The sequence below is a fragment of the Streptomyces tritici genome, assembly GCF_048500665.1.
Taxonomy (GTDB): Bacteria; Actinomycetota; Actinomycetes; order Streptomycetales; family Streptomycetaceae; genus Streptomyces; species Streptomyces tritici.
This window is the reverse complement of record NZ_CP183183.1, coordinates 2,949,119-2,968,726: the sequence shown is the minus strand read 5'-3', so window position 1 is coordinate 2,968,726 and position 19,608 is coordinate 2,949,119. Positions and strand designations below refer to the sequence as shown.

Here is a 19,608-nt window from a genome sequence, read left to right as displayed (position 1 = left end):
GGCCCGAGCGCCGCGCCCTCCTCGTCGCCCCCGCCACACCAGGCAACACCTGTCACAATCCCGGGCCTTGGTCCCCCCACCGGGCAATGACCAGCGGGGCATGTGCCGAACACACCGACGGCCCCACGCCGCCGAGACGGCAATGGGCACCCCACTCCACTGCCGCGCCCCCATCCACCCACCCAGCGCGCAGTCGCCCACGGCGCTGGTGGCAGATGGGCCCCTGCGTGGACCCCGGCCCCCGGACCGCCCTCCGAGAGGTTTTTCGCGGCTTCCGGCGGTGGGTCAAGGGTGGCCGTAGGCCATCGCGGAGCGACGCGACGTAGGAGCGCCCTTGACGCACCGCCGGAAGGTGCGACTCTCGGAAAGAGGGCGGTCCCACCCGCGTCCCGCGACCGCGTCCACCCCTTGCAGCCATGCTTTTGGCCCGAGCCGGCCGAGCGATGCCGCCCACGAGGGGCCCACCGCGTACGCCTGGCAACGTCACCTCGTACGGGGCACGGCGGCAGCGCGTGACCACTCGTCCAGCCACGCGTCGAGGGGGAGCGTCGCGTGCGTGATGCCTCGCTCGGCACCGGGGCCGTCGTCCTCGTACCGGACGACGAGCGGGGCCGCCGCCGTGTCCTCCAGCGGCACGTACCACGCCGTCGCGCAGCCGCACTCCACCAGCCGCAGCCACGGCTTCCGCTCGCGCCCGTACAGCTCCACGAGCTGCGCCAGCCGGTGCAGACCGTAGTCCGGGCCGAAGCCGCCGTCCCCGACCTCCGTGTACACGTGCCGCAGCAGCGCGGGCAGTCTCCGGCCGATCGCGGCCTCCGCAGCCTCCCACTCCGCCGCCGACGCCGGCGGGTGCGGCGGTACGCGCGGGGCGTCCGCGTAGTACGCCGACGCCTCCTCCGCACCGGCCGGCAGGTACGCCACGACTCCGGAGCCGACGAAGCTCAGGGACAGCGCCCGCTCGGCCGCCGCCTCCGCGCCGTACGTCTCCTCCAGCCACTCCAACGGCACCGTCACCTCGTCCAGCCGCCGCGCGGGGTCGTACGCGCGGCGGCGCAGACCCTCGATCAGCCGGCGGATGCGAGCTCCCGCAGGAACGCGGACCACGCGGCGGGCGAGACGGCGAGGGACGGGATCGACGTGTCCTCGGAGTCGCGGACGTGGCCGGTGCGGGGGCAGGCCGCGACCTCGACGCATGCGCCGCCCGGGTCGCCGCTGTAGCTGCTCTTGAACCAGCTGAGGTCGGTGCTCATAGGCGCGTGTGCCACCTGCTCGATGAGATGATTCGTACGGACTCCACCGGCGTGAACGCCTGCGCCCGCAGGGTGCTGTACCGAGCGGATACGTCTCCCGCGTCCGGGTGTTCGCTCAGAAAGTACCTCCCACCCCGGCCCTCTACATAGACGGGCGGTCGGCTGAGCGGGCCGGCGAAAAAAAAGATCTACGGCAGCGGACCCCCTGGCGCTACCGTGGCCCGATGCCAGCGATCAGGGAGTTCCAGGTCACCTTCGACTGCGCCGAGCCGGAGCGCGTCGCGCGCTTCTGGTGCGAGGTGTTGGGGTACGTGCTTCCGCCGCCTCCGAAGGGGTTCGGCTCGTGGGAGGAGTACGACCTCTCGCTGCCGCCCGAGGAGCGGGGCGCGTGGGCCGCGTGCAAGGACCCGTCGGGCGTGGGCCCGCGGTTGTACTTCCAGCGCGTGCCCGAGGGCAAGGCCGTCAAGAACCGTGTGCACCTCGACGTGCGCGTCGGCACCGGGCTGGTGGGCGCCGAGCGCCTGGCCGTGCTGGAGGCCGAGCGGGACCGGCTCGTCGCGCTCGGCGCGGTGTGCGTGAACGTCCTGCTCGCCGACGAGGAGAACGAGTCCTGCATCAACATGCAGGACATCGAGGGCAACGAGTTCTGTCTCGACTGAGGGAGGGCGGCTGACATGCGGGTTCGTGCCACGACCGAGGCGGAACGCGGCCTCTTCGTCGACACGCTCCACACCGCCTTCGGGCGCTTCCCCGAGACGCCGGACGACGACGGGCGCGGGGTCTGGTGGGCGGCGCTGGAGATGGACCGCAACCTGTTCGCGGTGACGGAGGACGGGCGGCCCGTCGGCACCGCCGGGGCGTACAGCTTCGAGCTGACCCTCCCCGGCGGGGCGGTCGTCCCGGCCGCCGGAGTGACCGCGGTCGGCGTCCTGCCGTCGCACCGGCGGCAGGGCGTGCTCAGCGCGATGATGCGGCACCAGCTCGGCGAGTTGCGGGAGCGGGGCGAGTTCCTGTCCGTGCTGCTCGCTTCCGAGGCCCCGATCTACGGACGGTTCGGCTACGGGTCCGCCACGTACACGCAGCGGCTCACCGTGGAGCGCCACCAGGCTGACCTCGCCCCGCCCCGGGCGGCGCGGGGGCCCGGGGCCGCCGGCACCGTCGAGGTGCTGAGGCGGGCGGACTGCGGCGACATCCTGGAGCAGGTCTACGACCGGTACCGCCGCGCCCGGCCCGGGGCGCTGTCCCGGCCGCACCGGTGGTGGGAGCGGGGCGCGGGGCAGCCCCCGGTCGCCGCGGCGCCGCGCCACATCGCCGTCCACCGGGACGCCGACGGCGTGCCCGACGGGTACGCCAGCTACTCGGTCACCGAGCCGGACACGCTGACGGTCGACGAGACCGTCGCCGCGGACGACGCCGTCTCCACGGCCCTGGCCCGCTTCCTGCTCGGGCACGACCTGGTCGCCCGGGTGGTGTTCAAGCACGTCCCGCCGGATCACCCGCTGCGCTGGCAGCTGGCGGACTTCCGCGCCGGTGAGGTGGGGCACGACACCGACTGGCTCTGGGTGCGGCTCCTCGACGTGCCGCGGGCGCTGACCGCGCGCGGCTGGTTCACGGACGGCGAGCTCGTGCTCGACGTGGACGATCCGTTCCTCGGCGAGCACGAGCGCTATCTGCTGACCGTCCGGGACGGAGGGGCGGTGTGCGTACGGACGGACCGGGAGCCCGATCTGTCCCTGGACGTACGCGACCTGGGGTCCGTGTACCTCGGCGGCACCGCTCCCAGCACGCTCGTCCGCGCCGGACACGTCCGGGCCCACCACGCGGAGGCGGCGGCCCTCGCCGACGCGCTCTTCCGCTCCGACCGCGCCCCGCACTGCCTGCACTGGTTCTGACCGGGGGAGTACGAGGACGGGCGCCGGCCGACCAGCCGGCTAGGCCGCCCGTACCCGCTCCGCGCCGATGCGGTCGATGCGTTCGCGGCCCCACTGCGCCAGGGACTCCAGGGCGGTGTTGAGGGAGACGCCGTGCTCCGTGAGGGAGTACTCGACCTTCGGCGGGACCACGGCGTGCACCTTCCGGTGCACCAGGCCGTCCTCCTCCATCTCCCGCAGGTGCTGGACCAGCATCTTCTCGCTGACGCCGGGCAGGCCGCGGCGGAGTTCGGCGAAGCGGCGGGTGCCGTTCTCGTGGAGCTCCCAGAGGATCAGGGACTTCCACTTGCCCGAGACGACGTCCATCGCCGCGTCGATTCCGCAGAAGTACGGGCCCTGGCGTGCCGGGTTCGTCATCGTCGCCGCTTACCTTTCGGTGAGTACCCCACTATTTAGTCCGTACTTCTCAACTCTACTGAGCCGCAAGAGGATTGCCTCATCCCACGGAGCGAAGTGCGAAGGAGCGATCTGTCATGGCGGAGAAGAAGAACGACCTGCGGGTGAGCGTGCTGGGCCTCGGGGCCATGGGCGGTGTCCTCGCCGGGGCGCTCGTCGACGCCGGGTACGCCACGACGGTGTGGAACCGGTCGGCGGGCAGGGCCGACGAGCTGGTCGCGCGGGGCGCGAAGGAGGCCGGCAGCGCGGCCGAGGCCGTGACGGCCGCCGATCTGGTGGTCGTGTGCCTCTTCGGTCACTCCTCGGTGCACGAGGTGCTCGACCCGCTCCGCGCGGAGCTGGCCGGGCGGACGGTCGTCAACGTGACCACGACGAAGCCCTCGCAGTCGCGGGAGCTGGCGGCCTGGGCGACCGAGGCGGGGGTCCGGTACCTGGACGGCGGGATCATGGCGGTGCCGTCCATGATCGGGAAGCCGGGGGCCTCGATCCTGTACTCCGGCTCCGAGGGTGCCTTCCGGGAGCACCGGGAGCTGCTCGAACTCTGGGCGGCGAGCACGTACTACGGCGAGGACGCCGGGCTCGCGTCGCTGTACGACTTCGCGCTGCTGTCGGCGATGTACGTGATGTTCGCGGGGTTCATGCAGGGTGCGGCCATGCTCGCGCCGGCGGGAGTGAGCGCGCGGGAGTTCGCGGGCATGGCCGCACCGTGGCTGACCGCGATGACCGGGGAGCTGGAGGGCTTCGCGAAGGTCATCGACGGCGGGGACTACACCGTTCCGGGGCAGCAGAGCCTGGAGTTCTCGAACCTCGGGATGTTCCTGGAGGCGATCGCCGAGGAGGGCGTCGGGGACGAGCCCGTCGCGATGGTCCAGCGCCTCATCCGGCGTCAGGTGGACGCGGGGAAGGGGGACGAGGGGTTCGCGCGGATCTTCGAGAGCGTGCGGCGCCCTGCTGCCTGAGAGTACGGGCGGAACGGGCGGGGCGTCAGAAGGTGAAGACCGCGCCCTCGGCCATCGTCGAGCGCAGCTCGCACGCGTTGCCGTACGTCGCCGACCAGCTGACCCGCTTGCCCTGCCAGACGCCGTCGCCGGTGATGGTGACCGGCTCCCACTGGCGGGTGCAGGTACGGGTCGGGGCGTCGGCGGCCAGTGCGCCGAACTGCCCGCCGGTCGCGGTGAGTTCGGCGCAGGCGGCGGCGGGGTCCGGGTGGCTGCCGCCCGGGGTGGGGGCGCAGGTCAGGGTGACCGCGCGCAGGACGGTGGCCGTGTCGGCGCTCTCGCCGGCGCCGACGGTGAGCACGAGGGCGGACGGCGCGTACAGGCTGGAGGTCGCGGCGTCGGCGATGCCGGAGGTGGCGGTGCCGAGGAGGGCGAGGCCGGTGCAGGTGGCGAGCGTGGTGACGCGGAAGCCGGTGCTGCGGGTGCTGCTGACGTGACGCACGGGGGTGTCCCTTCGGATGTCAGTGCGAGTGCTGGGGTGCAGGATGACTGCGGACGGGAGTCTTGCGGACGCCCTCCGTGATCGCACATCGCCCGAAACTTTCCGGCCGCAGCCCCGTTGCGCCGCCCACCGACTGGTCGTTCGGGCTCCGCGGGCCCGCACCGGCCCCACTGGTTCAACCCGAAACGGCCCTCTGACCTGCGCGTACCCGAAATTGGTTGAGGTGTGGAGGACTTGAATCCGCATGCGGTCGGCCGGAAACGTTCCGCCTACCCCTTGCTCACCGCCGTCAGGATCTCCGGGAGCCGGGTCGCCGTGCTCGGCGCGGCGGTGCGGAGGCCGGACCAGGCGATGAGGGCGCCGTAGGCGGTGCCGGCCGGGAGGATCAGCCACAGCCAGTCGCGGTGGCCGGTCAGGTGGAGGGTGATCGTCGCGGCGACCACCGGGGCCGACAGGAGGGCCGCGGCGACCATGCCGCCCAGGATGGAGAGCCAGGCCAGACCGCCCTGCCCGGGGGCGACGTTCTTGTACGCGCTGTCCTGGGGGATCGAGTACGGGAAGTTCGCCGAGGCCACCGCGCCGGTCGCGACCATCGCGCCGAGCAGCGCGAAGGCCAGGCCCAGGGCATCCGGCAGCGCCCGCCAGTCGCCGAGAGCGGCGGCCGTGGCGACGGTGACCAGGGCCGTGTACGGCACCGTGATCACGAGCAGCGCCAGGGCCCGCGCCCGGAGTTCCGCGTACGCGTCCCGGGTCGAGGCGATCGTCTGGGCGACCATCCAGAACGCCGAGGTGTCCTGGCCGAACTGGTTGTACATCTGGATGCCGAGCATCCCCGACGCGAAGCAGGCGAAGTAGATCGAGCCGGTCCCCTGCAGGGCGTTGAAGAGGGGGACGATCGCGCCGATCGCGAGCGAGGTCACCCACGCCGCCTTCGTCTTGGGGTCCCGCCACACGTACCGCAGGCTGCGCTGCATCACCGCGCCCGTACGGCCCTCCCAGCCGCCCGCCGTGCCCCCGCCGGCCGTCCCGCGCACCCCCGCGGCCTCGATCGTCGAGCCGTCCGGCGCGGTCATCAGCCGCACCAGGCTCCGCCGCCACCACAGCAGCAGCGCCCACAGAGCCGCCGCCGCGAGCAGCAGGCCCGCCGCGGCCCTCCCGTACGCGCCGTCGCCCGCCGCGTCGACCGCCGCCAGCGCGGACGCGGGCGGCAGCCAGCCCACCACGGCCGCCACCGGGTCGAGCACCGCGAGCCCGCCCGCGCGGCCCAGCCGCTGGGCGCCGAAGTTGACCGCCTGGATGCCGACCGCGATCAGCAGACCGCTCAGCACCGCCAGGTCCCGGCCCCTGCGCGAGTTCAGGAGCCGGATGTTCGCCGCCGCGACGGCCCGCGACAGCGCCACGCAGACCAGCACCAGCAGCGGCACCGCCGCCACCGCCGCCGCAACCCCGGCCGCGCCGCGCGCGAGCGCCAGCGCGGCGCCCACGGCGAAGCACAGCGTGAACAGGGGGCCGATCCCCACCAGCGAGGCCACCAGCAGCGCCCGTACCAGAGGCCGGGGCCGCAGCGGCAGCATCACGAGCCGCGACGGGTCCAGCGTCTCGTCGCCGCTCGGCACGAACAGCGGCATCACCGCCCACCCCAGCGCGAGCACACCGGTCAGCAGGACCGCGAGCGTGTCCACGTCCGCGTGATGGCGCATCAGGACGAAGGCGAGCAGCAGCCCCGCCGCGACCAGCAGCGCCCCGGCGAGGGAGACGAGGAAGACCGTCGCCCGTCCCGTCGACTGGCGCAGGCCGTTGCGCAGCAGCGCCCACTTCAGGCGGACGAAGACGGACGTCAGGCCGTCGGACGCCGCCGCCCGTGCGCTCGTCGGCCGCGCGCTCATCGGCCGCCGCCCGAGCCGCCCGAGCCGCCCGCGGCCCCGCCGCCCAGCCAGTCCAGCGTGTGCCCGGCCTCGTCGCGGCCCTGCGCACCGACCAGTTCGAGGAACGCGGCCTGCAGGGACGGCGCCTCGCCGCGTACCTGCTCCAGGGGGCCGTGCGCGCGGATCTGCCCGGCGGCCATGACGGCGACCCAGTCGCACAGCGACTCGACCAGCTCCATCACATGACTGGAGAACACGACCGTGGCGCCCGAGCCGGTGTAGCGCTCCAGGACGCCGCGGATGGTCTGCGCGGAGACCGGGTCGACGCCCTCGAAGGGCTCGTCGAGGAACAGCACGTCCGGGTTGTGCAGCAGCGCGGCCGCGAGGCCGATCTTCTTGCGCATGCCGGTCGAGTAGTCGACGACGAGCTTGTGCTGCGCGCCCGCGAGGTCGAGGACGTCGAGGAGCTGGGCGGCGCGCCGGTCGACCTCGTCGCCGGGCAGCCCCCGCAGCCGCCCGGTGTACGCGAGGAGTTCGCGGCCCGAGAGCCGCTCGAAGAGCCGCAGGCCCTCCGGCAGGACGCCGATCCGGGCCTTCACCGCGGCCGGGTCGCGCCACACGTCGTGGCCGGCCACCTCGACGCGCCCGTGGTCGGGGCGGAGCAGGCCGGTGACCATCGACAAGGTGGTGGTCTTGCCGGCCCCGTTGGGGCCGACGAGGCCGATGAACCGGCCCGAGGGCAGTACGAGATCGATCCCGGCGACGGCGATCTGCTGTCCGAACCGTTTCCACAGGCCCTCGACGCGCACGGCGGGCGGCGGCGTCCCCGCCGCCCCGCCCGCCGTCTCGTGCCGCTCCGCCGCCTGGTCGGACATGGCGCCGCCGCCCTTCCGGTCGTCCCCATCGCTCGGGAGCCACCTTAGGACCGGCGCCGCCCCGGACCGGTCAGGTCTCAGGACCGCCGGGCGCGTGCCGCCGCGGCCTCGCGTCCGCAGGCGTACGCGACGGGGCTGATCAGCTCCTCCACGTCGGGCAGCCAGCGGTTGGCGGGCGTGGGGCGGCGGGCCCACTGGACGGCGCCCTGGCCGCCGACCCGGGTGGGCGGGGCGGCCACGTAGTGGCCCTCGCCCCGGGCGATCAGATCGAGCGAGCTGGGGGCCCAGCCGAGCTTGCGGATGAGGTCGGGGGCCTTGGCGGCCGCGCCGGGGAGCACGAAAAACATCATCCGGCGGTCGGGGGTGCAGGTCACCGGGCCGAGGGTGAGCTCCATCCGCTCCATGCGGGCGAGCGCGAGGAAGCCGGCCGACTCGGGCACGTCGAGCACGTCGAAGGTGCGCCCGGTCGGCAGCAGGATCGAGGCCTTGGGCTGCTTGCCCCAGATCCGGCGCGCCGCGACGGCGCTGCCGGTGGCCTGGGTGGCCCAGTCCGGTCTGGCGGCGTGCGCGCCGGGCGCGGCGCAGTCGGCGGCGCCGCAGGAGCACCGTTCGGCGCCGTCCACCGCCTCCAGCCACGTGCCGGCGAACACGTCCCAGTGCCGTTCTTCCGCGTACCGCACGGCGCTGTCGAGCAGCTGTTCCCCGCGCTGCTTGGGGATCTGTGCGGCTTCCGTGACTCCGATGGTCTCTTCCACGCCCCTCTCAACTCCCGCCGTCACCTGGGGTTACGGGCGTCCCGGCGAGCGGCCTGGCGCATCGATCCTGCACGCGGGGCGCACGGGTGCACGGGCGGGGGCGCGCGTGCGGGCGGGGAGCGGCGGAGGGGTAGCCAGAGTCGGGGGGCGTCGGCGGACACGCGTGGGCCGATGCGTCCGGTTTCGCGTGTTCACATCGGCATTGACCGGATATCCGCCGGGCAGTGATCAGCTCAGTTCGGTGATCATGCACGGCCTCAGGGGGTTCTTCATGGCAGCCAGACCTCTCGTCGCCCGACAGCCCAACGAACGGCTGCAGGCGCTCATCCAGGAAGCCGGGTGCTCCAACGCGGGTCTTGCCCGGCGGGTCAACATGGTCGGCGCGGAGCGCGGTCTCGACCTGCGGTACGACAAGACGTCGGTGGCGCGCTGGCTGCGCGGCCAGCAGCCGCGCGGCCGGGCGCCCGGGATCATCGCGGAGGCGCTGGGCCGCAAGCTGGGACGGACCGTCACCATCGACGAGATCGGGATGGCGAACGGCAAGAACCTGGCGTCGGGGGTGGGCCTGCAGTTCTCGCCGACCGTCACGGGGGCGATCGAGCAGGTCTGCGAGCTGTGGCGGAGCGACGTGGGCCGCCGGGACTTCCTGTCCGGTTCGGCGGTGGCGGCCTCGGCGCTGGTCGAGCCGAGCCGGGACTGGCTGATCAGCGGCGCGGACGCGCAGGTGGCGCGGTCCGCCGGGTCGCGCGTCGGGGCCTCGGACGTGGCGGCGGTACGGGAGATGACGCAGGCGCTGGTCGACCTCGACCACCGGTTCGGCAGCGGCCACGTGCGGCCGGTGGTGGTGCACTACCTGAACAGCGTGGTCGCCGGGATGCTCGCCGGGGCGTACCAGGAGTCGGTGGGGCGGGAGTTGTTCGCCGCGGTGGCCCGACTGACCGAGCTGGCCGGGTACATGGCTGTGGACACCGGGCAGCCGGGGCTCGCGCAGCGGTACTACATCCAGGCGCTGCGGCTCGCGCAGGCGGCGGGGGACCGCGGGTACGGCGGGTATGTGCTGGCCGCCTCGATGAGCCATCTCGCGGCGCAGCTCGGGAACCCGCGGGAGATCGCGCAGTTGGCGCGGGCCGCGCAGGAGGGCGCGCGGGGGCACGTCACGCCGCGGGCCGAGGCGATGTTCCTGGCGGCGGAGGCGCGCGGGCACGCGCTGCTCGGCGACGCCCGCACGTTCGACGCGGTCGCGGGCCGGGCGGTACGGGCCCTGGAGCAGGCCGATCCGGAGTCGGGCGACGACCCGGCGTGGATCGCGCACTTCGACCACGCGTACCTCGCCGACGAACTGGCTCACGGGCACCGGGACCTGGGCCGGCCGGAGGAGGCGGCGCGGGCCGCGGAGGAGGCGCTGAGCGGGCTGCCCGAGACGCGGGCGCGGCGGCGGGCGATCGGTCTGGTGCTGCTGGCGTCCGCGCAGGTGCAGCGGCGCGAGGTCGAGCAGGCGTGCCACACCGGGACGCGCGCGCTCGAACTGCTGGGCGCGCTGCGGTCGTCGCGGGGCGCGGAGTACCTGGAGGACCTGCAGCAGCGGCTGGAGCCGTACGCGACGGAGCCCGCTGTGCGGGAGTTCGGAGCGCGGCTGGAGATCCAGGCGGCGTAGCGCTCCGCGAGGTTCGGCGCCTCGGCTGCGGGTCCGTTGTGGCTGGTCACGCAGTTCCCCGCGCCCCTCGTGGGGGAGCCGTTGTCCGTTGGCTGCGGGTCCGTTGTGGTTGATCGCGCCGTTCCCCGCGCCCCTGGTGGGGGTGGGCTGTTGTCGGTTGGGTGTGCGGTTACCCGGTCCCTGTGGGGGCTTGGGTGAGGGGGGACACACATGTGTGCGTCGTGCGGGAGGCACCCGGTAGCGTGAACCGACGCTTCCGTAGGTGGATCAAGGTAGATCGGTAGGAGTCCCGGTGACGCAGAGCGGACAGGGTCCGGACCCGCAGCATCCCGCGGTTCGGCCCACGCACGAGGGTGTCGTGCTGCCCGCGGAGGGCGGCCTCCAGGGCGCGCCCGGCGGCGGCCCGGCCGGCGGGCAGCCGTGGGGCGGCTCCTGGGGGCCGGGCGCGGGCGCGCCGCCGGTCTCCCAGCCGCTGCCGCCGGAGGCCGTCCCCGGGGGCGACGCGGACCTGCAGGCCACGCAGTACATCGCCCCGGTCCCGGCCGGCGGCCCCGGCCCGATGCCCGGTGCCCAGGACGGCTACGGCTTCCCCGGGCCCGCCGTCGCCGGTCCGGCCGCGCCCGCGCCCGGCGGCGCCGCCCCGCAGGCCGGGTACGGCTTCCCGGCCCCGGCGGCTCCCGCCGCGCCCGCGCAGCCGCCCGCGTACGGCTACCCGAACCCCGCCCCGCCGGCCCCGCAGGCCGGGTACGGCTTCCCCGGGCCCGGCGGCGACGCGGCCGACCTCCAGGCCACCCAGCACATACCCCCGGTCGCCCCGCAGGGCGGCGCGGACGACACCCGTTTCCTCGGCACCGGGCCGCTCCCGCAGAACCCGCCGGCCGCCGCCGGCGACGCGGAGGCGACGCAGTACCTGCCGCCGGTGGCCGCCGGGCCGCAGGGCGAGCGCACCCGCCCGCCCGCCGAGTTCGACAACCTGTTCCGCAGCGACAGCACCCAGCAGCTGCCGCAGACGGCGCATCAGGCCCCGCCCGGGCGCCCGCAGTTCAGCCCGCAGCCCGCGCCGTACCAGCAGCACGCCCCGCAGGCCCCGCAGCCCCCGTACGGCCGTCAGGACGACGACTACGGCTACGACCCCGAGCCGCGCCGCAAGGTCCCCGGCGCGCTGATCGCCGCCGTGGTCGTCGGCTGCGTCGTCCTCGGGCTCGGCGTGGGCGCGGTGCTCGGCGGCGGCGACGAGGGCACGGACACCGGCAAGAACGCGGCGGCGAGCTCCTCCGTCCCCTCCACCGCGCCCTCCGAGGCCGCGCAGCCCGACGACCCGGCCGAGCCGCAGGCCAAGGCGCTCGACAAGCTCCTCGCGGACAGCAACGACAGCCGCGACGCGGTGATCCGTTCCGTCGACAACATCCGGCAGTGCAAGAACCTCGACCAGGCGGCGCGCGACCTGCGCGGCGCGGCCCAGCAGCGCCGCGGCCTGATCACGCGGCTGCAGACGCTGTCCGTCGACAAGCTGCCGCAGCACACGCAGCTGACCGCCGCGCTCACCAAGGCGTGGCAGGCGTCGGCCTCCGCCGACGACCACTACGCGGCCTGGGCGGACCAGATGAAGGGCAAGAAGGCCTGCAAGGGCGGCAAGGCCCGCAACACCGGCCAGACCGCAGAGGCCACCCGGAAGAGCGGCGAGGCCACCGCGGCCAAGCGCGAGGCGGCCGGGCTGTGGAACCCGACCGCCGAGAAGTACGGGCTGCCCAAGCGCCAGCCGCACCAGCTGTAGACGCGGCGCGGCGTCCTACGGGGCGCTGCGCACGGTCTCGCCGACGTCGACGAAGCCGGGCTTCTGGGCGACGAGGCGGCCCTGGCGGACGACCTGGAAGGTCACCTCGGAGTTGACGATCCGGGGGAAGTCGGTGGCGCCGAGCATGTCCTCGTAGCGCCAGCGCAGCGGCGGGGTGAGGCCGCCGGTGTCGATCTCCTCGCCCCGGTCGAGGGCGCGGGCGACCCGCAGCGGGGTGACCTCCTCGGCGCCGACGCTCTCGACCGCCTTCTTCAGGACCGTGTAGGCGATCCAGGTCGTCTGGACGCCGGCGTCGGCCGGGTCGATGCGGTTGTCCTCGAAGGCGTGCTCCCGGATGACCTTCAGCATCGGGGTCCACGCCTTGTCCGAGGCGTCGGGGTACCAGCCGGTGACGTACGCGCCCTCGAAGGGGCTGCGCGAGCCGCCGGTGCGGTCGACGAGCGGCTGGCCGACGCTGCCGAGCACGGAGGAGATCCGGACCTCGGCGTCGTCGTCGGAGTCGGGCAGCCGGCGGAAGGAGTCGAAGAAGGTCTGGGTGCGTTCGCCGAGCACGGCGGTGACGCAGCCCTTGTCGTCGCCGGCCTTCTCGCGGGCCTCGCTGGCCTTCTCGGTGTACTCGCCGGCGTCCTCGACGGCCGGGATGTCGGTGGCCGTGCGGTGGCGGGAGCGCTGCAGGCCGGAGTTGAGCAGGGTCGGCAGCCGGTCGCCGGCGACGGTGTCCGGGCGGACGAGGGAGACGCGGCGGCAGGACTCGGCGAGCTGCATGCCGTGGCCGGCGATCAGCGAGGCCTGCCCGCCGTTCACCGGGTAGGAGAGGTGGCTGGTGAATTCGTCCTCGGAGAGGCCGTAGCCGCCGATGTACGGGATGCCGGCGGCCTCCAGCGGGGCCATGAAGGCGCGGCCGTGCTGGCTGTAGGAGCCGACGACGGCCACGACGTTCTCGCGGACGGCGCGGCGGGCGCAGGCGGCGGCGCCGGCGGAGGAGTTCTGCTCGTTGCAGGTCAGGACGCGCAGTTCGTGGCCGGCGATGCCGCCCTCGGCGTTGACCCAGCGGGCATACGCCTGGGCCATGGCGGGCATTCCGGGCATGTTGGTGGCGCGGGTGCCGTCGGGGGCCCAGGTCATCACGGTGAGGGGCTCCCTGGAGCCCCCCGAGACTCCAGGGAGGACGCCGCACCCGGTGAGCAGCGCCGCGCCGGTTGCCGCGGCCGTCGCGTATGCGAGGAGTGAGGTCATTCGCCTACCGGTCATGGCCATGCACAATTCCGCCTCGCGGGTAACGCCGGAGTGTGCGTGATCCAACGCTCGGTGACATCCAGGTGAATTGCGGGAGCCCGGGCGAGACGAGGGAGGGGCTTCGTCCGCTTGATTCAGGGGGGAACGTACGATCGAACGGTGTCCAGTTCTGTCTCCGGTTCGGTGAACTCTTCCCGTCGCGGCCGTCGCTCCTCCACCATGGGCGGCATGCCGCTCAACGACATGCCGTGGTGGCGCTGGCGCAGCAATGTGCGCTCGGCGCTGCACATGCTCTCCGACCCCGTCTTCCAGCAGGAGGCCTGGCTGGCCGGTCTCGACGGGTACGGCGACGTCACCGACGCCGTCTACCGGCTGGTCGAGGACACCTGGCTGGACAACTGGTCCGCCGAGAAGTACGTCGGGACGATCTTCCGCGACTCGGGCGAGGCCGCGCTGGTGGACGTCGCCGTGCTCCGGGTGCTGAGGATCATGCACCAGGTCGGGGCCGACGCCCCGGTCTCCGCGTTCCTGGAGCACCACGGCTGGCCGGAGGCGGTGCGCGCGGCGCGCGAGGCGCACGTGCGGATGGCGACGGCGGACGGGGAGGACCCGGACGTGCCGCCGCGGTCGCTCGAGGTGCTGCGGATCATGACGGGCGCGGCCTGACGGGTCCGGCGGGGGCGAGGGCGCCCGGCGGGGGTCCGGGGTGTCCGGGGGTGTCCGCGGCGGGGTCCGCCTGGCGGACGGGGTGCCGGGGGAGCGCCGCGACTGTGGCAGCCTATGAGGATGACCGACCAGTACGTCCTCACCCTCTCGTGCCCGGACAAGCAGGGCATCGTGCACGCCGTGTCGAGCTACCTGTTCATCACGGGATGCAACATCGAGGACAGTCAGCAGTTCGGAGACCGTGACACGGGTCTCTTCTTCATGCGGGTGCACTTCTCCGCGGAGGCGCCGGTCACCGTCGAGAAGCTGCGGGCCAGCTTCGCGGCCGTGGGCGACTCGTACGCCATGGACTGGCGGATCAACCGGGCCGACGAGCGCATGCGCGTCGTGCTCATGGTGTCGAAGTTCGGCCACTGCCTGAACGACCTGCTCTTCCGGTCCCGGATCGGCGCGCTGCCGGTCGAGATCGTCGCGGTGGTGTCCAACCACACGGACTTCGCCGAGCTGGTGGCGTCGTACGACATCCCGTTCCGGCACATCCCGGTGACGAAGGAGAACAAGCCGCAGGCCGAGGCGGAGCTGCTGGACCTGGTCCGGGAGCAGGACGTCGAGCTGGTGGTGCTCGCCCGGTACATGCAGGTGCTCTCGGACGACCTGTGCAAGCAGCTCGCGGGCCGGATCATCAACATCCACCACTCGTTCCTGCCGAGCTTCAAGGGCGCGAAGCCGTACCACCAGGCGCACGCCCGCGGCGTGAAGCTGATCGGTGCGACCGCGCACTACGTGACCGCGGACCTCGACGAGGGCCCGATCATCGAGCAGGAGGTCGAGCGGGTCGGCCACGAGGTGACCCCGGACCAGCTCGTCGCGATCGGCCGCGACGTGGAGTGCCAGGCGCTGGCGCGCGCGGTGAAGTGGCACGCCGAGCGGCGCATCCTGCTCAACGGCCGCCGTACGGTCGTCTTCGCCTGACGCCAGGGCTCACAGACGGCTGAGCGAGGCGGCGGCGGACAGCACGTCCCGGATCGCCTCGCGGTCGCCGTCCTGGCCGGCCGCGGCCTCCTGCGGGGAGACGTGCCCGGCGAGCAGCTGGCAGAACTCGACGCCGTCCATGGCGACCTGCGCCACCGCCCGCTCCTTGGTGCCCAGGGCCGCGGGGGAGTCCAGGGCGATGTACCAGTGGCCGCCGCCCGAGCCCTCGATCTCCAGGTGCAGCGAACGTCCCGGCGAGCCCGCGGCGACCAGGTGCCGCGGCGGGGACGCCAGCCCCGCGCGCCGACGGTCGGCGAGCGCGGCCGGCAGCAGCCGGGCGGCCAGGTCGATCATCGTGTGCAGATGCGCGCCGCCGGGCGGGGCGTACGGGTAGTCCACGGCGCCGGCGATGTCGTCGGCGTGCACCCAGCACTCGAAGGCCCGGTCGAGCAGCGCGTCGCGCAGCGGCAGCGCGAAGTCCCCGTACGGCACGGTGAGGTCCGCGACGCCGCGGCCGGCGAACGACACGGTGCGCACGAGGGTGTGGCTCTGCTCGCGCCAGGGCCCGCGGATCGCGCGCGTGGGCGGGTGGTGCCCGCTCTCCCAGTACGCCTCGGTGCGCTCGGTCGGCGAGGCGCCGGCGGTGCGGGCCAGTTCGCCGAGCGGGTCGTCGAGGCCGAGGGCCCGGCCGACGAGGCCGTCGACGGCGAGCAGATGGCCGATCACGCCGGCGACGCTGGTGCGGCGGCTGACCTGCCGCTCGCCCTCGAACCACTTCAGCCGCACCGGGGCGTGCCACTCGGAGTCCCCGATGTCGCGCAGCAGCGCGTCGAGCCGCGCCGTCTCGGCGTCGTACGAGGTGGCCCAGTCGGGCACGGGGATGCGGGCGGGCCGCCGGCCGAGGCAGTTCTCCAGCACGCGGGAGCGCAGCAGCGGGTCGAGGTCGAGGTCGCGGTCCTCGTGCAGCAGGGCCACGGCGTCCCGCAGCCGCAGGGCCTCCTCGGCGCAGGGCGCGCACTCGGTCAGATGCGCCTCGACGGCCCGGGTCTCCTCCCCGGAGCAGGCCGCCAGCGCCCACGCCCCGAGCAGCGACTTCAGCTGCCGGTGCGGGAGCAGCAGGAAGCCGGCCGGCGCGGCCTCGGGCCCTTCGAGGGCGGCGTCGGGCGCCCCGGGCGTCGGGTCCGGTCCGGGCGTCGGGTCCGGTCCGGGCGGGTCCGCGGGGGTCGTCCGGTCCGCGGGGGCCGGCGGGCGCTGGGGGCGGGAGAGGTCGGCATGGTCGTCGGCGGCCCACCTCGGGCCCGGTATGCGGGGGACGCGCGGGGTCTTGTCCGGGTCCTCCGGGGCGTCGTCGGGGCGGCTCACAGGGCACGTCCGTAACCCGGCGGGTCCTCCGGACCGCCGCGTGTGTGCGCCGTCGACAGCAACTGGAGCCCCAGGCGCAGCCGGCGGCACGCCTCCTCCTCCGTCACGCCCAGATCGGCCGCGGTCTGGCGGTAGTCGCGGCGTCTGCGGTACGCGAGGTCGAGCGCGGCGCGCAGCGGCGCGGGCATGGACATCACGATGTAGTCGGCGCGGGCCGCCACCGACGCCCGCTGCACCTTCTGCTCCAGCTCCTCGGGCGTCAGCGCGCCCGCCTCCGTCTCGCGGAGCCGGCGCACCGCCTGCCGGTGGGTCAGGTGCGCCACCCAGGCGCGCAGGTTGCCCTGTTTCGGGTCGTATGCGTCGGGGTGCTGCCAGACGTGGCCGAACACCTCGCGGGTCACCGCGTCCGCCGCCTCCTCGTCGTCGAGCACCCGGTGCGCGAGGTCGTGGACGAGGGAGGCGTAGCGGTCGTACAGCTCGCCGAGCGCGGCCGCCTCGCCGCGGGCCAGCCGCTGCTGCATCCGTCGGTCCCAGCGCAGTGGTGTGTCCTTCGCCATACGAGACCCTCCCGGCTGCCCTCCCGAACCGACTGTCCCTCGACAGTAATGCGCCGCGCCGACCTGCACCTCCCTTTGCGGCAAGAGCGCGCGGGCCCGGTGAGGGGATGGTAAGAAACGCGTCACGCTCGGGTGAAGGGGTTTCGACTGGGCCGAACGGGGCAGCGGGAGGGCACAGGAAGGGCATCCTCCGCTTGCCTTCACCTCCGGAAAGGTCGCACCGTGACGCTCAAGGTCGACGTGCACGAGCAGAATTCCTGGACCGTGCTGTGCATCAGCGGCGAACTCGACCTGGCGACCTCGCCGGTGATACGCCGCAGGGTCCACGACGCCGTCGCCGTCGGACGGCACGACGTGGTCGTCGACCTGTCCGCCGTGCGGTTCTGCGACTCCAGTGGTGTGGGGGTGCTCATCGCCGCCCGCCGCCTCATGCACTCCTGCCGCGGCCGGCTGCGGCTGATCCTGCCCGCGCAGGGCGCGCCCGCCGGTTCGCACGTGAACCGGGTGCTCGCCGCGCTGGGCGTGCGCCGGCTGTTCGACGTGTACGAGGACGTGGCCTCCGCGACCTGCGAACGGGCCCAGCCGCTGTCCGCATAGTGGGAGGCCGGCGTCCGTGACGTCGCACGTCTCGGCAGCGCGGCCCTTCGCGTCGTACGCTCCGCACCATGGACTCCACGGACGCCGACGCGCTCTACCGACGCCGACTCGCCAACCGTTTCCGCGCCTTCGACCAGGACGGCGACGGCACCATCTCCCGTGAGGACTTCACCACCGCCGCCAAACGCGTCCTCGGCGCGTTCGACGTGCCGTTCCGCTCCGACAAGGGCCAGGCCCTGTGGAGCGGCGCGGAGGCGTTCTGGCAGGGCATGGCGGGGATCGCCGACGTCGACGGCGACCAGAAGGTCAGCCACGCCGAGTTCACCGGCTCGGCGGCCAAGCGGCTGCACGACCACCCGGAGCGGTTCGCCGAGATCGCCCGCCCGTTCCTGCGGGCGCTGCTCGCGGTGGCCGACGGCGACGGCGACGGGCGCGCGGAGACCAAGGACGTCGAGAAGGCCCTGGTGGCCCTCGGCGTGGAACCGCACATGGCCGCGCTGAGCGCCGAGTCCCTCGACACGGACCGCTCGGGCACGGTCGACGAGGAGGAGGCGGTCACCGCCTTCGCCCGGTACTTCATGACCAACTGAGCGTCACGCCGCGCCGTACCGCTCCCTGAGCTTGTACTTCAGCACCTTGCGCAGGGTCTCGTTGCGCGGCAGCGCGTCCACGACCTCCAGCTGCTCGGGCAGCTTGTGCACGGCGAGGCCGCGCTCGCGCAGGTACGCGGCGAGGCCCGCGAGCGTCAGCTCCGGCGCGCCCGCGGGCTGTTCCACCACCGCGCACACCCGCTCGCCGCGCTCGGCGTCCGGCAGTCCGATCACGGCGGCGTCGCCGACGGCCGGGTGGGTGTGCAGCAGGTCCTCGATCTCCTTGGCCGAGATGTTCTCGCCCTTGCGGATGATGATGTCCTTGATCCGGCCGGTGAGGACGAGGTGCCCGTCGGCGGTGAGGCGTCCGAGGTCCCCGGTCCTGAGGAAGCCGTCCTCGTCGAAGGCGGCCGCGGTCTGTTCCGGGTCGAGGTAGCCGCGGCACACCGCCTCGCCGCGCAGCCGCACCTCGCCGTCCCCGGCGATGCGTATCTCCATCCCCGCCGGCGGCCGGCCCTCGGTGGTCGCCAGGTTCTCCGCGGTGTCCTCGGGATCGCCCATGGTGATCATCGGGACCTCGGTCATGCCGTAGCCGTGCGTCAACTGGCAGCCCAGCTCCCGCACCACGGCGTGGTAGAGCTCCGGGGGCTTCGGCGCGCCGCCGCCGGCGAGCAGCCGGAGCGTCGGGATGACCTTCTCACCGGGCTGCTTGCGCTGTTCGGCGAGGAACATCGCGTAGAAGGCGGTGGAGCCGCCGGCCACGGTGACGCCGTGTTTGCGGTATTCCTCCAGGGCGTCCGGTAGCCGGAACTGTTCGAACATGACCGCCGGGAATCCGTACAGGAGCAGCATCACCGTGTAGTCGGGGCCGGCGATGTGTGCGTACGGGAAGGCCATCGAGCCGACGTCGTCGGGGGTGAGCCGCAGCGCGTGGGCGAGGCAGGAGCCGCCGGCGATCAGGGAACGGTCGGTGTGCAGGACGCCCTTGGGGTCGGAGGTGGTGCCGGAGGTCCAGTAGATCCAGCGGACGTCCTCCCCGGAGGCGGGCGGCGGGGGCAGCACCGCCGGGTCTCCGACGGGCAGGCTCTCGGGGGAGTACGCCTCGAAGATCCCGCGCGCCCCGAGCCGCCGGGCCATCTCCGTGTGGTCGTGGCCGCGCCAGACGCCGGGCACGGCGAAGTGCCCGGCCCGGGACTCGCGCAGCGCGAAGCCGACCTCGCGGTCCCGGTGGAAGGGGATCAGCGGGGTCTGCACGGCCCCGAGCCGGGCCAGCGCGAAGGAGAGCAGCGCGGTCTCGATGCGGGTGGGCAGCTGCCAGGCGACGACCGTGCCGGGGCGCACGCCCCGGTCGTACAGGCCGGCGGCCACCCGCTCGGCGCGCTCGCGCAGTTCGCCGAAGGTCAGGGTGCGGTCGCCCTGCAGCAGGACGGGGCGGTCGGGGGTGAGTGCGGCGCGGCGCTCGACGAGCTCCCAGAGCGTGCGGGACTCGCCGAGGGCGTGGGCGGTGTCGGTCGCGGTCACGGCGCTCCCTCGGTCGGCGCGGTCTCCTGACGTTCCGTCAGATGGTGCCGAGAGCGTAGGGCCCCGCTCCTTGTCGGTCCAGGGGCGCGGGGCTAGCCTGCTATCTGACGGGTCATCAGATAGCGGTGGACCACGTACGTGCCACG

General features: G+C 73.9%; 20 protein-coding genes. 9 read left to right on the top strand and 11 right to left on the bottom strand.

The window, feature by feature from the left end; all coding sequences use genetic code 11:
- Positions 1-483 precede the first annotated feature (483 nt).
- Complete coding sequence (locus tag ACNJ93_RS13555) at positions 484-1,104, bottom strand: hypothetical protein (protein WP_418957658.1); 621 nt, start codon at positions 1,102-1,104, stop codon at positions 484-486.
- A complete protein-coding gene (locus tag ACNJ93_RS13550) occupies positions 1,065-1,250 on the bottom strand; it encodes a DUF397 domain-containing protein (RefSeq protein ID WP_418957657.1) in 186 nt (61 codons plus the stop codon). The genes ACNJ93_RS13555 and ACNJ93_RS13550 overlap by 40 nt, the downstream gene beginning before the upstream one ends.
- A 224-nt stretch (positions 1,251-1,474) precedes the next feature.
- Here ACNJ93_RS13550 and ACNJ93_RS13545 point away from each other — a divergent pair, with 224 nt between their 5' ends.
- Together ACNJ93_RS13545 and ACNJ93_RS13540 are read left to right on the top strand one after the other, a co-directional pair.
- Positions 1,475-1,909, top strand: a complete 435-nt coding sequence (locus tag ACNJ93_RS13545; protein WP_418957656.1) for a VOC family protein — start codon at positions 1,475-1,477, stop codon at positions 1,907-1,909.
- Between the two features lie 15 nt (positions 1,910-1,924).
- On the top strand, positions 1,925-3,142 hold the full coding sequence (locus tag ACNJ93_RS13540; protein ID WP_418957655.1) for a GNAT family N-acetyltransferase: 1,218 nt from the start codon (positions 1,925-1,927) through the stop codon (positions 3,140-3,142).
- A gap of 39 nt (positions 3,143-3,181) precedes the next feature.
- Here the strand turns inward: ACNJ93_RS13540 and ACNJ93_RS13535 are convergent, their stop codons facing one another.
- On the bottom strand, positions 3,182-3,538 hold the full coding sequence (locus tag ACNJ93_RS13535) for a winged helix-turn-helix transcriptional regulator (protein ID WP_418957654.1): 357 nt from the start codon (positions 3,536-3,538) through the stop codon (positions 3,182-3,184).
- Positions 3,539-3,654: 116 nt separating this feature from the next.
- On the opposite strand from ACNJ93_RS13535, the gene ACNJ93_RS13530 reads away from it, so the two are divergent.
- Positions 3,655-4,536 (top strand): NAD(P)-dependent oxidoreductase, encoded by an 882-nt coding sequence (locus tag ACNJ93_RS13530; RefSeq protein WP_418957653.1) that lies wholly within the window; start codon positions 3,655-3,657, stop codon positions 4,534-4,536.
- Positions 4,537-4,561: 25 nt separating this feature from the next.
- On the opposite strand, the gene ACNJ93_RS13525 is transcribed toward ACNJ93_RS13530, so the two are convergent.
- The 4 genes from ACNJ93_RS13525 to ACNJ93_RS13510 form a co-directional block, all read right to left on the bottom strand.
- Entirely contained in the window at positions 4,562-4,921 is a 360-nt protein-coding gene (locus tag ACNJ93_RS13525; protein ID WP_418961396.1) for a subtilase-type protease inhibitor, read from the bottom strand.
- A 365-nt stretch (positions 4,922-5,286) separates the two neighbouring features.
- Positions 5,287-6,903, bottom strand: a complete 1,617-nt coding sequence (locus ACNJ93_RS13520) for a transporter (protein ID WP_418957652.1) — start codon at positions 6,901-6,903, stop codon at positions 5,287-5,289.
- Positions 6,900-7,757: an ABC transporter ATP-binding protein gene (locus ACNJ93_RS13515; RefSeq protein WP_418957651.1), complete on the bottom strand. Its 858-nt coding sequence runs from the start codon at positions 7,755-7,757 to the stop codon at positions 6,900-6,902. Before ACNJ93_RS13515 ends, ACNJ93_RS13520 begins: the two co-directional genes overlap by 4 nt.
- 77 nt (positions 7,758-7,834) lie before the next feature.
- On the bottom strand, positions 7,835-8,512 hold the full coding sequence (locus tag ACNJ93_RS13510) for a bifunctional DNA primase/polymerase (RefSeq protein ID WP_418957650.1): 678 nt from the start codon (positions 8,510-8,512) through the stop codon (positions 7,835-7,837).
- 271 nt (positions 8,513-8,783) lie between these two features.
- Here ACNJ93_RS13510 and ACNJ93_RS13505 point away from each other — a divergent pair, with 271 nt between their 5' ends.
- Positions 8,784-10,166, top strand: coding sequence for a transcriptional regulator (locus ACNJ93_RS13505; protein WP_418957649.1), 1,383 nt, complete (start codon positions 8,784-8,786; stop codon positions 10,164-10,166).
- A gap of 292 nt (positions 10,167-10,458) precedes the next feature.
- Positions 10,459-11,940 carry a hypothetical protein gene (locus ACNJ93_RS13500; protein ID WP_418957648.1) on the top strand — a complete coding sequence of 494 codons (1,482 nt, stop codon included), beginning with the start codon at positions 10,459-10,461 and terminating at the stop codon, positions 11,938-11,940.
- A 15-nt stretch (positions 11,941-11,955) separates the two neighbouring features.
- On the opposite strand, the gene ACNJ93_RS13495 is transcribed toward ACNJ93_RS13500, so the two are convergent.
- Positions 11,956-13,212: an ABC transporter substrate-binding protein gene (locus tag ACNJ93_RS13495; protein WP_418957647.1), complete on the bottom strand. Its 1,257-nt coding sequence runs from the start codon at positions 13,210-13,212 to the stop codon at positions 11,956-11,958.
- 204 nt (positions 13,213-13,416) lie between these two features.
- On the opposite strand from ACNJ93_RS13495, the gene ACNJ93_RS13490 reads away from it, so the two are divergent.
- Together ACNJ93_RS13490 and purU are read left to right on the top strand one after the other, a co-directional pair.
- Complete coding sequence (locus tag ACNJ93_RS13490) at positions 13,417-13,863, top strand: SCO4402 family protein (protein ID WP_418961395.1); 447 nt, start codon at positions 13,417-13,419, stop codon at positions 13,861-13,863.
- Between the two features lie 120 nt (positions 13,864-13,983).
- The gene (gene purU / locus ACNJ93_RS13485) at positions 13,984-14,835 is read left to right on the top strand and encodes a formyltetrahydrofolate deformylase (RefSeq protein ID WP_418957646.1); all 852 of its coding nucleotides are present in this window, start codon (positions 13,984-13,986) and stop codon (positions 14,833-14,835) included.
- Positions 14,836-14,844: 9 nt separating this feature from the next.
- Here the strand turns inward: purU and ACNJ93_RS13480 are convergent, their stop codons facing one another.
- Positions 14,845-16,197: a zf-HC2 domain-containing protein gene (locus tag ACNJ93_RS13480; protein WP_418957645.1), complete on the bottom strand. Its 1,353-nt coding sequence runs from the start codon at positions 16,195-16,197 to the stop codon at positions 14,845-14,847.
- Positions 16,194-16,754 (bottom strand): sigma-70 family RNA polymerase sigma factor, encoded by a 561-nt coding sequence (locus tag ACNJ93_RS13475; RefSeq protein WP_418957644.1) that lies wholly within the window; start codon positions 16,752-16,754, stop codon positions 16,194-16,196. Before ACNJ93_RS13475 ends, ACNJ93_RS13480 begins: the two co-directional genes overlap by 4 nt.
- Before the next feature lie 222 nt (positions 16,755-16,976).
- Here ACNJ93_RS13475 and ACNJ93_RS13470 point away from each other — a divergent pair, with 222 nt between their 5' ends.
- Both ACNJ93_RS13470 and ACNJ93_RS13465 read left to right on the top strand, forming a co-directional pair.
- Positions 16,977-17,351, top strand: coding sequence for an STAS domain-containing protein (locus ACNJ93_RS13470; protein ID WP_418957643.1), 375 nt, complete (start codon positions 16,977-16,979; stop codon positions 17,349-17,351).
- A gap of 68 nt (positions 17,352-17,419) precedes the next feature.
- The gene (locus ACNJ93_RS13465) at positions 17,420-17,941 is read left to right on the top strand and encodes an EF-hand domain-containing protein (protein ID WP_418957642.1); all 522 of its coding nucleotides are present in this window, start codon (positions 17,420-17,422) and stop codon (positions 17,939-17,941) included.
- Positions 17,942-17,944: 3 nt separating this feature from the next.
- On the opposite strand, the gene ACNJ93_RS13460 is transcribed toward ACNJ93_RS13465, so the two are convergent.
- On the bottom strand, positions 17,945-19,462 hold the full coding sequence (locus tag ACNJ93_RS13460; RefSeq protein ID WP_418957641.1) for a class I adenylate-forming enzyme family protein: 1,518 nt from the start codon (positions 19,460-19,462) through the stop codon (positions 17,945-17,947).
- Between the last annotated feature and the right edge of the window lie 146 nt (positions 19,463-19,608).